Origin of the sequence: Allobosea sp., assembly GCF_030694325.1 — a bacterium.
Classification (GTDB): Bacteria; Pseudomonadota; Alphaproteobacteria; order Rhizobiales; family Beijerinckiaceae; genus Allobosea.
In genome coordinates this window covers 1-11896 of record NZ_JAUXYO010000123.1, presented here as the reverse complement: position 1 = coordinate 11896, position 11896 = coordinate 1, and the positions used below count along the sequence as shown (strand labels likewise).

Sequence of the window (11896 nt, the reverse complement as noted above, 5' to 3'; positions counted from 1 at the left end):
CCGAGCCATGGATCGGCTCGAACATCGAGGGGAAGGCGCGTTCGGGGTTGAGATTGGCCGTCGGCGCGATGCCGAGCGAGCCGGCGAGCGCGGCGGCGAGATCCGACAGGATGTCGGCATGGAGGTTGGTCGCGACGATGGTGTCGAGGCTGCCGGGCTTGATCACCATGCGCATGGTCATGGCGTCGACCAGCATCTTGTCCCAGGTCACGTCGGGGAATTCGGCCGCGACCTCGGCGGCAATCTCGTCCCACATCACCATGGCGTGGCGCTGGGCGTTCGACTTGGTGACGACGGTGAGCAGCTTGCGCGGCCGCGCCTGCGCCAGCTGGAAAGCGTAGCGGATGATGCGGGCGACGCCGGTTCGCGTCATCATCGAGACGTCGGTGGCGACCTCCTCGGGGAAGCCCTTATGCACGCGCCCGCCGACGCCGGCATATTCGCCTTCCGAGTTCTCGCGCACGATCACCCAGTCGAGCTCCGGGCCCGAGACGTGGCGCAGCGGCGAGGTGATGCCGGGCAGGACGCGCGTCGGGCGGACATTGGCGTATTGGTCGAAGGGCTGGCAGATCGCCAGCCGCAGGCCCCAGAGCGTGACATGGTCGGGCACGTCCGGCGCACCGACGGCGCCGAAGAAGATCGCGTCATGGTCCTTGATCTGCTCGCGCCCATCGGCCGGCATCATCAGCCCGGTGCGCTTGTAGTAGTCCGACCCCCAGTCGAAATGATCGAAGGCGAAGCTAAACGAGCCGTCGCGGCGCGCCAGGGCCCCCAGCACCTCGATGCCGGCCGCAATGACCTCGACGCCGATGCCGTCCCCCGGGATGGCGGCGATGCGGTGGGTCTTCATGATGCGCTCCTGCGTCAATCCTGGGGTTTCAATGCGAAATTGCGGGTCATCCCGGACAAGCGGCAAAGCCGCGCAGATCCGGGATCCATTCCGGAGCCTCGTTCGGAAAGGCTCCGGAGTGAATCCTGGGTCTCCCTTCGGGCGCCCGAGATGACGCGTCCCTTCACAGTCTGTGGAAGCGAAGTCACTGCAAGTCAAGAATCCATTGCAGCTTCCATGGAAGCTGTTAGTCATACCGACGGAGGATGTGGGATGGTGCTGCGCGGCAAGCCGGTCGAGCTAGCGGGGGAGCGGGGTGCGAGCCTCGTCGACGCCGCCTATGGCGCGCTGAAGCATGCGATCCGCGAAAGCGTCTTTCCGCCCGGCTACCAGGCTTCGGCCGGGGAACTGGCGCTGCGACTCGGCATGAGCCGCACGCCCGTGCACGAGGCGTCGCTGCGCCTGCAGGAGGAGGGGCTCGTCCGCATCCTGCCCAAGCGCGGCATCCTGATCTGCGCGCTCGCTCCCCACGACATCGCCGAGATTTACGAGGTGCTGATCGCGATCGAGTCCGGCGCGGCCGAGCTGTCGGCGCGGCTGCCGGAAGCCGCGCGTCTTTCGCTGGCCGAGGATCTCGACCGGGCCACCGGCGCGATGGGGCAGGCTCTCGCCGCCGGCGATCTGGCCGCCTGGGGGCATGCCGACGAGGCCTTCCACCGCCTGCTGGTCGAGCGCTGCGGCAATGGCCGCTTCGCGCGCATCATCCAGACGGTCAACGACCAGTCGCATCGCGCGCGCATGCTGACACTCCGGCTGCGGCCACGCCTGCCGGCTTCCGAGGCCGAGCATCGCGACACCAGCGACGCGATCCGGCGCGGCCTGCCGGGTCTCGCCCGCGAGGCGGCGCGCCGACACCGCATCCGGGCCCGCGACGAATTGCTGCCGCTGATCGAGAGCGTGGGCCTGCGGCACATGTGAGCCGTCTGCCCGTCCCAACCATCCCAGACCGCGGCCAACGCGGCATCAACTCACGGAGGAAACAATGCGTCGTCTGATCCTGGCCCTCGGGGCCGCTTTCGCCATGGCCGCCGCACCCGCGGCCGCGCAAACCTATCCGGCCCGGTCGATCACGATGATCGTGCCCTTCGCCGCGGGCGGGCCGACAGACGTGATCGCGCGGATCGTCTCCGATCATATGAGCCGCACGCTCGGACAATCGATCGTGGTCGAGAACGTCGCCGGGGCCGGCGGCACGACCGGCTCGCTGCGCGTCGCCCGCGCGACGGCGGACGGCTACACGATCATGATGGGCAATCTCGGCACCCACTCGGCTTCGGTCGGGCTCTATCCGAACCTCGCCTATGATCCGCGCACCGATTTCGCGCCCGTCATCAACACGGCGGGCACGCCGATGCTGATCTCGGCCCACAAGGACTTCCCCGCCAATACGCTGCCGGAGTTGATCGCGCTGCTGAAGGCCAACCCGTCCAAATACAATTACGGCCATGGCGGCATCGGCTCGACCTCTCACCTGACATGCGTGTTCTTCCACCATCTGATCAAGGCGCCGGTGCAGCAGGTACCGTTCCGTGGCTCCGGCCCGGCGATGAACGCACTGCTCGCCAAGCAGCTCGACTATGTCTGCGACCAGACGGTCGGCATCGTGCCCCAGCTCACCCAGCTGAAGACCTATGTCGTGGCGACGCCGAACCGGCTCGATGTCGCCAAGGACGTGCCGACCAGCACCGAGGGCGGTCTGCCTGAATTCCAGGCCGTCGGCTGGAACGCGATCTTCGCGCCCAAGGACACGCCGAAGGAGATCGTCGACCGTCTCAATGCCGCCGGGCGTGCGGCGCTCGCCGATCCGGGTGTCCGGACGAGGCTGCTGGAACTCGGCTGCATCATTCCCGACGATGCCGGCCAGAGCTCGGCGGCGCTCGGCGCCCATGTCCGCGCCGAGGTCGACAAATGGACGCCGGTGATCAAGGCGGCCGGCGTCACGGCGCAGTGATCTGACGACCCGGTCGCGTCACCCAAGCGTCATGCGACTCCACTAGTCGGCTCGCCATCGAGGGATGGCGAGCGAGGGCCCCGTGACGGATCAGGCGACACAGACGGCCCGTGCGGTGCGGCGCACGACCAGCATGGGGCTGACGACGGCGGTTCACCGCAACAAGCCTCTCTCCAGGGCAGGCCTGCTGGAACGGATGTTCACGCTGGCCTTCTCCGGTCTGGTCTATCCGCAGATCTGGGAGGACCCGGTCGTCGACATGGAGGCGCTGGCGCTGAAGCCGGACGACCATGTCGTGGCGATCGCGTCCGGCTCCTGCAACGTTCTCTCCTATCTCACGGCCGATCCGGCGAAGATCAGCGCGATCGACCTCAACGGCGCCCATATCGCGCTGGGCAAGCTCAAGCTGGCCGCGCTGGCTCGCATGACACGCCATGACGCGTTCCTGCGTTTCTTCGGGCAGGCGCAGTCGCGGGAGAACATCGCCCTCTATGACCGCGAGATCGCCCCGCATCTCGATGCGGCCTCGCGCAGCTACTGGGAGGGGCGGGGGCTCGACGGGCGGCGCCGCATCGGCATGTTCGCCCGAAACGTCTATCGCTTCGGGCTGCTCGGCCGCTTCATCGGAGCAGGCCATCTGCTCGGGCGGGCGCTCGGCTGCGACCCGCGCAGGATGCTGGAGGCGCGCGATCTCGCGGAGCAGCGCGTCCTGTTCGAGCGGCATCTGGCGCCGGTCTTCGACAAGCACTTCCTGCGTTGGCTGATCCGCCAGCCGGCCTCGCTCTACGGGCTCGGCATTCCGCCGGCCCAATACAAGGCGCTCGCCGCCGACGGGGCTGACGGCATCCGGGGCGCGCTGCGCGACCGGCTCGAGCGGCTGGCCTGCGGCTTCGATCTGAAGACCAACTACTTCGCCAGGCAGGCCTTCGGGCGCAGCTACGAGCCCGCGGAAGACGCGGCGCTGCCACCCTATCTACAGCGCACGCATTTCGAGCGCGTCCGGGCGCGGGCCCGCCGCGTCTCCTATCACCAGAGCGCGATCACGACCTTCTTGGCGGCGCAGCCGGCCGAGAGCTGCGACGCCTATGTCCTGCTCGATGCACAGGACTGGATGAACGACGCCGATCTGACGGCGCTGTGGGCGCAGATCACCCGGACGGCCAAGCCCGGCGCACGGGTCATCTTCCGCACCGCCGCTGACGAGCGCCTGCTGCCGGGGCGTGTGCCGGCCGAGATCCTCGAGCAATGGCGCTACGAGGAGGAGATGAGCCGGGATCTTTGTGCGCGCGATCGCTCGGCGATCTATGGCGGCTTCCATCTCTATGTGCGGCCGGAGGCGGTGGCGTGAGGACGCTCGCGCCCGGCGGCGATGCGGCCGGGCTGATGGACGCGATCTATCGCCATCAGCGGCATATCTACGACGCCAGCCGCAAATTCTACCTGCTCGGGCGCGACCGGCTGATCGACGACCTCGCGCCGCCGGAGGGCGGCAGCGTGCTGGAGATCGGCTGCGGCACCGGCCGCAACCTGGTCAGGATCGCGCAGGCCTATCCCGGGCGGGCCTGCTTCGGCCTCGACGTCTCCTCCGCGATGCTGGAGACGGCGCGGCGCTCGGTCGGGCGGGCCGGCCTGGCGGACCGGATCGCTCTCACCCAGGCCGACGCCACGGCTTTCGATCCGCAGGCTCTGTTCGGCCGGGCCGGGTTCGACCGCATCGTGATCTCCTATGCGCTCTCGATGATCCCGCCCTGGCAGGGCGTGGTCGAGGAGGCGCTGCGGCGTCTGGCACCGGGCGGCGAACTGCACATCGTCGATTTCGGCGACCAGCGCGATCTGCCGCGCCCTTTCGGTGCGGTGCTGAATCGCTGGCTGGCGCTGTTCCACGTCACGCCGCGGCGGGAACTGGCTCAGGTGCTCGCGGACGCCGCGGTCGAGGTCGGCGCGACCCTGCGCGCGACCTCGCTCCATGGCGGCTATGCCGCGCTCGCGGTGCTGAAGCGAGTCGGCTGAGGCCGGTCAGGCGACCTGAACGCCCTTCCAGAAGGCGACGCGGCCGCGGATCTCGGCGGCGGCGGGCTTGGGGTCGGGATAATACCAGGCGGCGTCGCGGTTCTCCTTCCCGTCGACCACGATGGAGTGGTAGTTCGCCGTGCCCTTCCAGCCGCAGACGCTGGTCGTCTCGCTCGGCCTGAAAAAGTCCGCGCGCAGCGAGAAATCCGGGAAGTAGTGGTTGCCCTCGATGATGATGGTGTCGTCCGACTCGGCGATGACCGTGTCGTTCCAGATCGCCCTGACCATGGTGTTCGCTCCCGTGTTTTTCTTGGCCTTGCCGGCAAACTAGACCGGAGGGCGCGCCGTCGCCAATCACGGCTGCGCTGGACGCCCTGACAGTCGCGTGATAGCGCCGCCCGATGAGCGGAATGCCTCCCTGCGATGCGCCCGACGCCCCCGGCGGCCTGCGCGACCGGCTCCGGCAGCTCTATCACGGGCGCTCGCCGGCCGCTTTGCGGTTCCAGTTCGCGACGATGGTCATCGACATCGTCATCATCGCCTTCTTCATCGCGACGCCGCTGATTCGGGATCGGCCGGCCTTTCTCTGGATCGACTATTCGGTCGCCGCGATCCTGGCCGCCGAGATCGCGACGCGGATGCTGGCGGCCTCGAACATCCCGCGGTTGCTGCGGCAGCCGACCATGCTGCTCGATCTCGTCATCTTGGCGACGCTGCTCGTGCCAGGCATGCTCGAGAATCTCGGCTTCCTGCGAATCCTGCGGTTGTGGACGCTGTCGCAGCGCGGCGTGATCTGGCAGCAATGGCGCCGCACCCGGTTCCGCGACCGGGAGGATGCTGCGCGGGCGGTGATCAACCTGACGACCTTCCTCTTCGTGGTCACCGGCTTCATCTACAGCTTCTTCTTCAGCGGACGGCCGGGGATCGAGGGCTATGTCGATGCCTTCTATTTCACCGTGACCACCATGACGACGACCGGCTTCGGCGACATCACCCTGCCGGGCACGGCCGGCAAGCTCACCTCGATCGCCGTGATGATCATCGGAATTTCGCTGTTCGTGCGCCTCGCGCAGGCGATCTTCCGGCCCGCGAAGGTGAGCTATCCCTGCCCGCGCTGCGGCCTGCAGCGGCACGAGCCGGATGCGGTGCATTGCAAGGCCTGCGGGCAGATCCTGTGCATTCCCGATCCCGGGTGAGGGCGGGTCCGCCACGCATGGCGTGGCTGGCGCGAGTCAGTGCCGCGTCTCGGTCTCGCGTTCGCCGGTCATGCCCTCGACTGTGATGGCGGTCTTCTCGGGCATGCCGATGATGCGCCCGATCGTCGCCGGCAGCGGCATCATGCTGTGGGCCGCCTTCATCAGCGCGATGTTGGCGAGGATGTCGGCGGGGAAGGGGCAGACCTTGCGGCTCGTCAGGTCGACATGCAGCGAGAGGTTCTCGCTGGTGGCGGCCAGCCAGCCTTCGGTGGCGTGTCGCATCTCGAGGTAATAGTGCAGCCGCTTGTCGTCGAAGGCGATGAGCTGGGCGGTGACGCGGACCTGATCGCTCTCGGTCAGCTCGCGCTTGTAGAGAATGTGGCACTCGGCGGTGAAGGTCGAGGCGTGGCGGCTGTCGACATAGTCGCGGTTGAGCCCGACCAGCGAGAAGACCTCGTCCACCGCGCGATCGAACAGCACATGATAATAGGCCATGTTGAGATGGCCGTTATAGTCGATCCATTGCGGCTCCACCCGCATCGCCGAAGAGACGAAGGGCGCGAAGAACAGCGCCGGAGCGCGGATGTCCTGCTTCATGGCCGCCTCCCTTCCTTCAAAGCCTGTTCTCCTGCGCGCGAGGCTGGCCGCCATCATCCCGCGGCGGGCGCATGGTGACCGCACCGAAAGCGCAGGATCGGGCGAGCCCGTTGCCTGCGGCGATGGTCTATCTTACTGCATCCGGACCGTTCCGCCGGCCCGGTTCGGGACAGCGGATGATCGGCCCGGACGCCTGACGACATCGCAACGAAGAGCGATGCCGACTTGTTTCAAATGTAAACTCCAGAGTCGGATGTTGACAATGAGCTTTCCCGCCACGGCCCTGCACGAAACATCCGCAACCGCCGCGACGCTGCCGCCCTCGCCGGACGCCATTGCGGCCGTGACGCAGGCCCTGGCGGCGTCCTTCGGCAACCGGCTGGTGACGAGTCTCGCCGTTCGTCAGCAGCACGGGCACACGCTGACCTGGATTCCAAATCAGCCGCCGGATGCGGTCGTCTATGCGCAGGACACGCAGGAGGTCTCGGAGATCGTGACGCTGTGCGCGCGGCACGGGGTCCCCGTCATCGCCTTCGGCACCGGCACCTCGCTCGAAGGCCATGTCAACGCCCCCTATGGCGGTGTCTGCATCGACCTGAGCCAGATGAAGCGCATCGTCGCGGTGCATGCCGAGGATCTCGACTGCGTCGTCGAGGCCGGCGTCACCCGCAAGGAGCTGAACGAGCATCTGCGGGACATGGGGCTGATGTTCCCGATCGACCCCGGTGCCGACGCCTCGATCGGCGGCATGGCGGCGACGCGGGCCTCGGGCACCAATGCGGTGCGCTACGGCACGATGAAGGACAATGTGCTCGCCCTGACGGCGGTGATGGCGGACGGCTCGATCGTCAAGACCTCGACGCGGGCCCGCAAGACTTCGGCCGGCTATGATCTGACCCGCCTGCTGGTCGGCTCCGAGGGCACGCTCGGCATCATCACCGAGATCACGCTGAAGCTCCATGGCATCCCCGAGGCGATCGCCGCCGGCGTGTGCCCGTTTCCCTCGATCAAGGCGGCCTGCGACACCGCCATCATGACGATCCAAACCGGCATCCCGGTGGCGCGCATCGAACTGCTCGACGAGGTGATGATCAAGGGCTTCAACCTGCATTCCAAGCTCGGCCTGCCGGAGACGCCGATGCTCTTCGTCGAGTTCCACGGCACCGAGGCCTGGGTGAAGGAACAGTCGGAGCGCTTCGGCGAGATCGCGACGGAGTTCGGCGGCGGCCCCTTCGACTGGGCAACCAAGGCCGAGGACCGGACGCGACTCTGGGAAGCCCGCCACAATGGCTACTGGGCCGGCCGCGCGCTGCGGCCGGGCGCCGACACGCTGGCGACCGATGTCTGCGTGCCGATCTCGCAGCTTGCCGACTGCGTCGAGGAGACCAAGCGCGACATCGAGGCGACCGGGTTGATCGCGCCCATCGCCGGCCATGTCGGCGACGGCAACTTCCACACCCAGCCGCTGCTCGATCTCGCCGACCCCGACGAGGTGGCGCGGGTCCAGGGCTTTCTCGACCGGCTGGTGAAGCGGGCGCTGGCCATGGGGGGCACCTGCACCGGCGAGCACGGCGTCGGCCAGAAGAAGATCAAATATCTCGAAGGAGAGCACGGCGCGCCCGCCCTCGAGGTGATGCGCACGCTGAAGCGGGCGCTCGATCCCCGCAACATCCTCAACCCCGGCAAGATCGTCGTGGTCTGAGGCCGCGGGCAGGGGCCGGAGCTGCGAAAAAGCCGGCGAGGCCGCCGGAATTGTCGTGATCTCGCCGCGACTTGCCTGCATGATGCCCGTCGGCGTGACTGCGCTGCTCCATCCCACGACGAGGACAATGCCGGACGTTGCGTGAGACCCTGACAGTTCTGGCCGGCTTGCTGGTGTTGGCGCTGCTCGCCGCGCTGGTCGGGCCGGGCTTCGTCGATTGGCGTGACCACAGGCCGCAATTCGAGGAGCGGCTGGCGAGCGCACTCGGCGTCGAGACCCGGATCGGCGGCGGCATCGGCCTGCGGCTGCTGCCCTCGCCCCGTTTGACGCTCCGGGATGTCCGCTTCGGGGGCACGGAGTCGGATACGAGCAGGGCCGCGGTCGAGACGCTCACCGTCGAACTCGCGCTGTCGGCCCTGATGCGTGGTGAGTTCCGCATCGCGGATGCGCGGGCGGAGGGCGCGACGGTGGTCGTGGCGCTCGACGAGGCGGGCGCGCTGCGCCTGCCGGCGCGCACGGGCTCGGGCCTGCCGACCCAGACCAGCCTCGATCACCTCTCCGTCGGCCGCTCGGTGCTGGTCTGGCGCGAGGCGGGCCGCGAGCCCGTGACCATCGGACCGATCGCCGCGGACATTGCTGCTGTGACGCTCGCGGGTCCCTGGCGGATCGAGGGTGAGGCCGCCGGCGCGTCCGTGCGCGTCACCACCGGCGGGATGGAGCCCGACGGCAGGCTGCGGGCCAAGGCGTTCGTGACGGGGCACGACATCCAGCTGAGCTTCGACGGCAGCTTCCTCCTGCCGGGGGCCGGGGCGCCGCCCGGTCTCGACGGAGCCTTCACCCTGGCGCCGGGCGGCGCGCTGGCCCTGTCCGGCAAGGTGACGGGTGGCTCTCGCCAGCTCGATGTCGCCGGCCTGACCGTCGATGTTGCCGGTGGCGCGGCGCGGCTGGAGGGCGAGGGGCAGTTTCTTCCGGCGACCGGGACAGGCTCGCTCGCCCTGCGGGCCCGCCGGCTGGATGCCGATGCCCTGGCGGAGGCGCTGGCCGCGCGCCCTGGCTTCGCGCGCGTGCTGCAGACGCTACCGGGACGTCTCGACCTGTCGCTCGACCTCGACCAGTTGATCTGGCGGGGGGAGGATTTCTCAGCCCTTGGCCTGCGCGGCCGACTGGACGGCAATGGCCTCTCGGAGGCGACCGCTTCGGTCCGCGTGGCGGGCGCCCTGCTGGGTGCGAGCGGGGCGGCCGATCTCGACGGCGTGGCGGGGCGGCTCAACCTCAAGGCCGACGATTCGCGGCGGATCGCGCTCGTCCTCGCCCGGGCCGGGCTCGACCCGGCGCTGGCCGATCTCGTCGCCGCGCTCGGCCAGATCGACGCCGAGGCGATTGGCGCCTGGGACGGCGGGCGTGTCGGCCTGCAGCGGCTTATGGTGACGGGCTCTTCCGGCGTGCGGCTCGACCTTTCCGGCGATGTCACGCCTCAGCGGCTCGCCGCGAAGGCGGTTCTCAACGGGTTCGACCTCAATACGCTGCCGCCGGGGACGAGCTTCGCGGGGCTGATCGGCGCACGCGATCTCGCGCTCGACCTCAGCCTGACTCAGGCGCGCTTCCGCAACGCGCCGCCGGGCTCGGCCAGTCTCGATCTGCGCCGGGAGGGCGCGGTCTGGCGCCTCAGCCGCCTGGCGATCGACGGCTTCGGTGGCGTGAATGTCACAGGCTCGGGGGCGCTGTTGGCGGAAGGCGGCGAGATCGCGGGCCGCATCCGGGCGCCGCGCTTCGAGACGCTCGCGGCCCTGGCAGGCCCGCTCGTCCCCGAGGCGGCGCGGCCGGTGCTCGGCCGCGTCGGCGATGGGCTGTCGCGGCTCGATGTGGGGTTTCGTCTGACCCGGGCTCCCAGCGGCGAAACCGGGCTGGTTCTCGACGGGGCGGCGCAGGCCGGGCGGCTTTCCTTGACCGGGCGGCTCGACGGCGGCGGAGGCTGGATCGGTGCCCGCCTGCGCTTCGATCTCGCCGACCGCCGCCAGGCCTTCCAGGCCTTCGGGCTGCCGGTGCCGCGTCAGAGCGGGCCGGGCGAGCTGGTGCTGGAGCAGGATGCCGCTCGCCGCGTCGCGACGCTGGCCGGTCCCGGGCTGTCGATGGTGCTGGAGCAGGACGGCCCGGCCGCCTCGCGGCTGACGCTCCAGGCCGAGGGGCCGGGCCAGATCCTGCCCGACGGTGCCGCGCGTCTCCTGCCCGACGGGCTCGTCGATGCCCATGCCCGCCTTGCGGTCACGCCTGATGCAGTCACGCTCGACGAGGCGGTGTTCAACCTGGCCGGCGCGTCGGCGAATGGCACGCTCGCTCTGGCGCGCGAGGGCGGCCGGCTGACGGGCCGTCTCGCCCTGCCGTCGGTGGATCTGCGCGGGCTGCTGGGCGCTGCGCTGGGGGCTGCTCCGGCAGGCGCCTCGACCTGGTCGACCGCCCGCTTCGGCCCACCGGCGAGCCTGCCGGAATTCGATCTCGCGATTGAGGCCGGCGCGGTGACGGCGACGGACGGCATCATCCTGCGCGGGGCGCGGTTTGCCCTGCGCGCCGATCAGGACGGCTTGCGGCTGGACGATCTGAGCGCGCCCTTCGGCGGCGGCCGCGTCGGCGGCCGCTTTGCCACACGGCGCGAGGGCGGGCTGGCGCAGTTGTCGGGCCGCGTGACGCTCGAAGGCGTCGATCTCGCGCCGCTGACGGGTGGCGGCCTCGGTGGCAAGGTGTCGGGCCAGATCGAGGCGGGCGGCTCGGGCGAGAGCCCGGCACGTTTGATCGCCGGGCTCGGCGGCGCGGGCGCCCTGACCTTCGCGGAGGCGCGCCTCAGCCGCTTCGATCCCGCGGCCTATGCCCGCATCATCGCGACGACCGGGGAGGACGCGTCCGAAAGCGATGCCGCAAGGCTTCAGGAGCGCCTGTCGGAGGCGCTCGATCGCGATGGCTGGGCGCTCGGCAGCGTCACTGTGCCGTTCACGCTCGCGGGGGGGCTCGTGCGGCTGCAGCCGCTGACCTTCGAGCGCAGCGGGCTGCGGACGGAGGCGAGCGGCATCGTCGATCTGCGGGCGCTGACGCTCGATCTGCGCCTCGGCCTCAAGCCGCTGGGTGCGCTGCCGAAGGGCTGGCCGGCCGATGCGCCGCAGATCGGTGTGGCGTGGCGCGGGCCGCTCGCCGCGCCGCGGCGCGAGACGGATGTGAATGCGCTGTCCAACATGGTCGCGGCGCGGGCGCTGGCGCGCGAGATCGAGCGCGTCGAGGCCTTCGAGGCTGATGCGCGCGAGCGCGCGACCCATTCCCGGCGCCTGCGGGCGGAACGCGAGATGCGCGAGAATGCGCGCAAGCTCGCCGAGTTCCTGAAGGCGGAGGAGGAGCGCCGCCTGGCCGAGGAGAAGCGCGCCGAGGAGGAACGCCGGGCCGAAGAAGCCCGTCGCCTCGTCGAGGAGCGGCGTGCGGAGGAACTGCGCCGGGCCGAGCAGGCGCGTATGGAGCAGGAGATGCGGCGCCGCATGGAGGCGGAGGAGCGGGCCGAGCGGGCGCGCGCG

Annotated in this window: 10 protein-coding genes; 7 read left to right on the top strand and 3 right to left on the bottom strand. The window is 69.7% G+C overall.

What is annotated here, in order from left to right:
* A partial coding sequence (locus tag Q8M82_RS07600) for an isocitrate/isopropylmalate family dehydrogenase (protein WP_305690766.1) occupies positions 1 to 850 on the bottom strand: 850 nt, incomplete at its 3' end.
* 252 nt (positions 851 to 1102) lie between these two features.
* Here Q8M82_RS07600 and Q8M82_RS07595 point away from each other — a divergent pair.
* The 4 genes from Q8M82_RS07595 (at position 1103) to Q8M82_RS07580 (ending at position 4850) form a co-directional block, all read left to right on the top strand.
* Positions 1103 to 1807 carry a GntR family transcriptional regulator gene (locus Q8M82_RS07595; protein WP_305690765.1) on the top strand — a complete coding sequence of 235 codons (705 nt, stop codon included), beginning with the start codon at positions 1103 to 1105 and terminating at the stop codon, positions 1805 to 1807.
* A 64-nt stretch (positions 1808 to 1871) separates the two neighbouring features.
* Positions 1872 to 2840: a tripartite tricarboxylate transporter substrate-binding protein gene (locus tag Q8M82_RS07590; protein WP_305690764.1), complete on the top strand. Its 969-nt coding sequence runs from the start codon at positions 1872 to 1874 to the stop codon at positions 2838 to 2840.
* Between the two features lie 133 nt (positions 2841 to 2973).
* Positions 2974 to 4188 carry a BtaA family protein gene (locus Q8M82_RS07585; protein WP_305690768.1) on the top strand — a complete coding sequence of 405 codons (1215 nt, stop codon included), beginning with the start codon at positions 2974 to 2976 and terminating at the stop codon, positions 4186 to 4188.
* Between the two features lie 35 nt (positions 4189 to 4223).
* Entirely contained in the window at positions 4224 to 4850 is a 627-nt protein-coding gene (locus Q8M82_RS07580; RefSeq protein ID WP_305690767.1) for a class I SAM-dependent methyltransferase, read from the top strand.
* Between the two features lie 6 nt (positions 4851 to 4856).
* Here Q8M82_RS07580 and Q8M82_RS07575 read toward each other — a convergent pair whose 3' ends face one another.
* A complete protein-coding gene (locus Q8M82_RS07575) occupies positions 4857 to 5138 on the bottom strand; it encodes a DUF427 domain-containing protein (protein WP_305690763.1) in 282 nt (93 codons plus the stop codon).
* A gap of 113 nt (positions 5139 to 5251) precedes the next feature.
* Here Q8M82_RS07575 and Q8M82_RS07570 point away from each other — a divergent pair, with 113 nt between their 5' ends.
* Positions 5252 to 6046 carry an ion channel gene (locus tag Q8M82_RS07570; protein WP_305690762.1) on the top strand — a complete coding sequence of 265 codons (795 nt, stop codon included), beginning with the start codon at positions 5252 to 5254 and terminating at the stop codon, positions 6044 to 6046.
* 36 nt (positions 6047 to 6082) lie between these two features.
* Here Q8M82_RS07570 and Q8M82_RS07565 read toward each other — a convergent pair whose 3' ends face one another.
* Positions 6083 to 6643, bottom strand: coding sequence for a thioesterase family protein (locus Q8M82_RS07565; protein ID WP_305690761.1), 561 nt, complete (start codon positions 6641 to 6643; stop codon positions 6083 to 6085).
* 262 nt (positions 6644 to 6905) lie between these two features.
* On the opposite strand from Q8M82_RS07565, the gene Q8M82_RS07560 reads away from it, so the two are divergent.
* Both Q8M82_RS07560 and Q8M82_RS07555 read left to right on the top strand, forming a co-directional pair.
* Positions 6906 to 8345: an FAD-binding oxidoreductase gene (locus tag Q8M82_RS07560; protein ID WP_305690760.1), complete on the top strand. Its 1440-nt coding sequence runs from the start codon at positions 6906 to 6908 to the stop codon at positions 8343 to 8345.
* A gap of 137 nt (positions 8346 to 8482) precedes the next feature.
* On the top strand, positions 8483 to 11896 hold a 3414-nt coding region (locus Q8M82_RS07555; protein ID WP_305690759.1), incomplete at its 3' end, for an AsmA family protein.

Bases quoted from the DNA above. Each gene is read 5' to 3' on its own strand.
- Q8M82_RS07565 (WP_305690761.1), bottom strand. From the start codon at position 6,643: ATGAAGCAGGACATCCGCGCTCCGGCGCTGTTCTTCGCGCCCTTCGTC.
- Q8M82_RS07595 (WP_305690765.1), top strand. From the start codon at position 1,103: ATGGTGCTGCGCGGCAAGCCGGTCGAGCTAGCGGGGGAGCGGGGTGCG.
- Q8M82_RS07580 (WP_305690767.1), top strand. From the start codon at position 4,224: ATGGACGCGATCTATCGCCATCAGCGGCATATCTACGACGCCAGCCGC.
- Q8M82_RS07570 (WP_305690762.1), top strand. From the start codon at position 5,252: ATGAGCGGAATGCCTCCCTGCGATGCGCCCGACGCCCCCGGCGGCCTG.
- Q8M82_RS07575 (WP_305690763.1), bottom strand. From the start codon at position 5,138: ATGGTCAGGGCGATCTGGAACGACACGGTCATCGCCGAGTCGGACGAC.
- Q8M82_RS07560 (WP_305690760.1), top strand. From the start codon at position 6,906: ATGAGCTTTCCCGCCACGGCCCTGCACGAAACATCCGCAACCGCCGCG.
- Q8M82_RS07590 (WP_305690764.1), top strand. From the start codon at position 1,872: ATGCGTCGTCTGATCCTGGCCCTCGGGGCCGCTTTCGCCATGGCCGCC.
- Q8M82_RS07585 (WP_305690768.1), top strand. From the start codon at position 2,974: ATGGGGCTGACGACGGCGGTTCACCGCAACAAGCCTCTCTCCAGGGCA.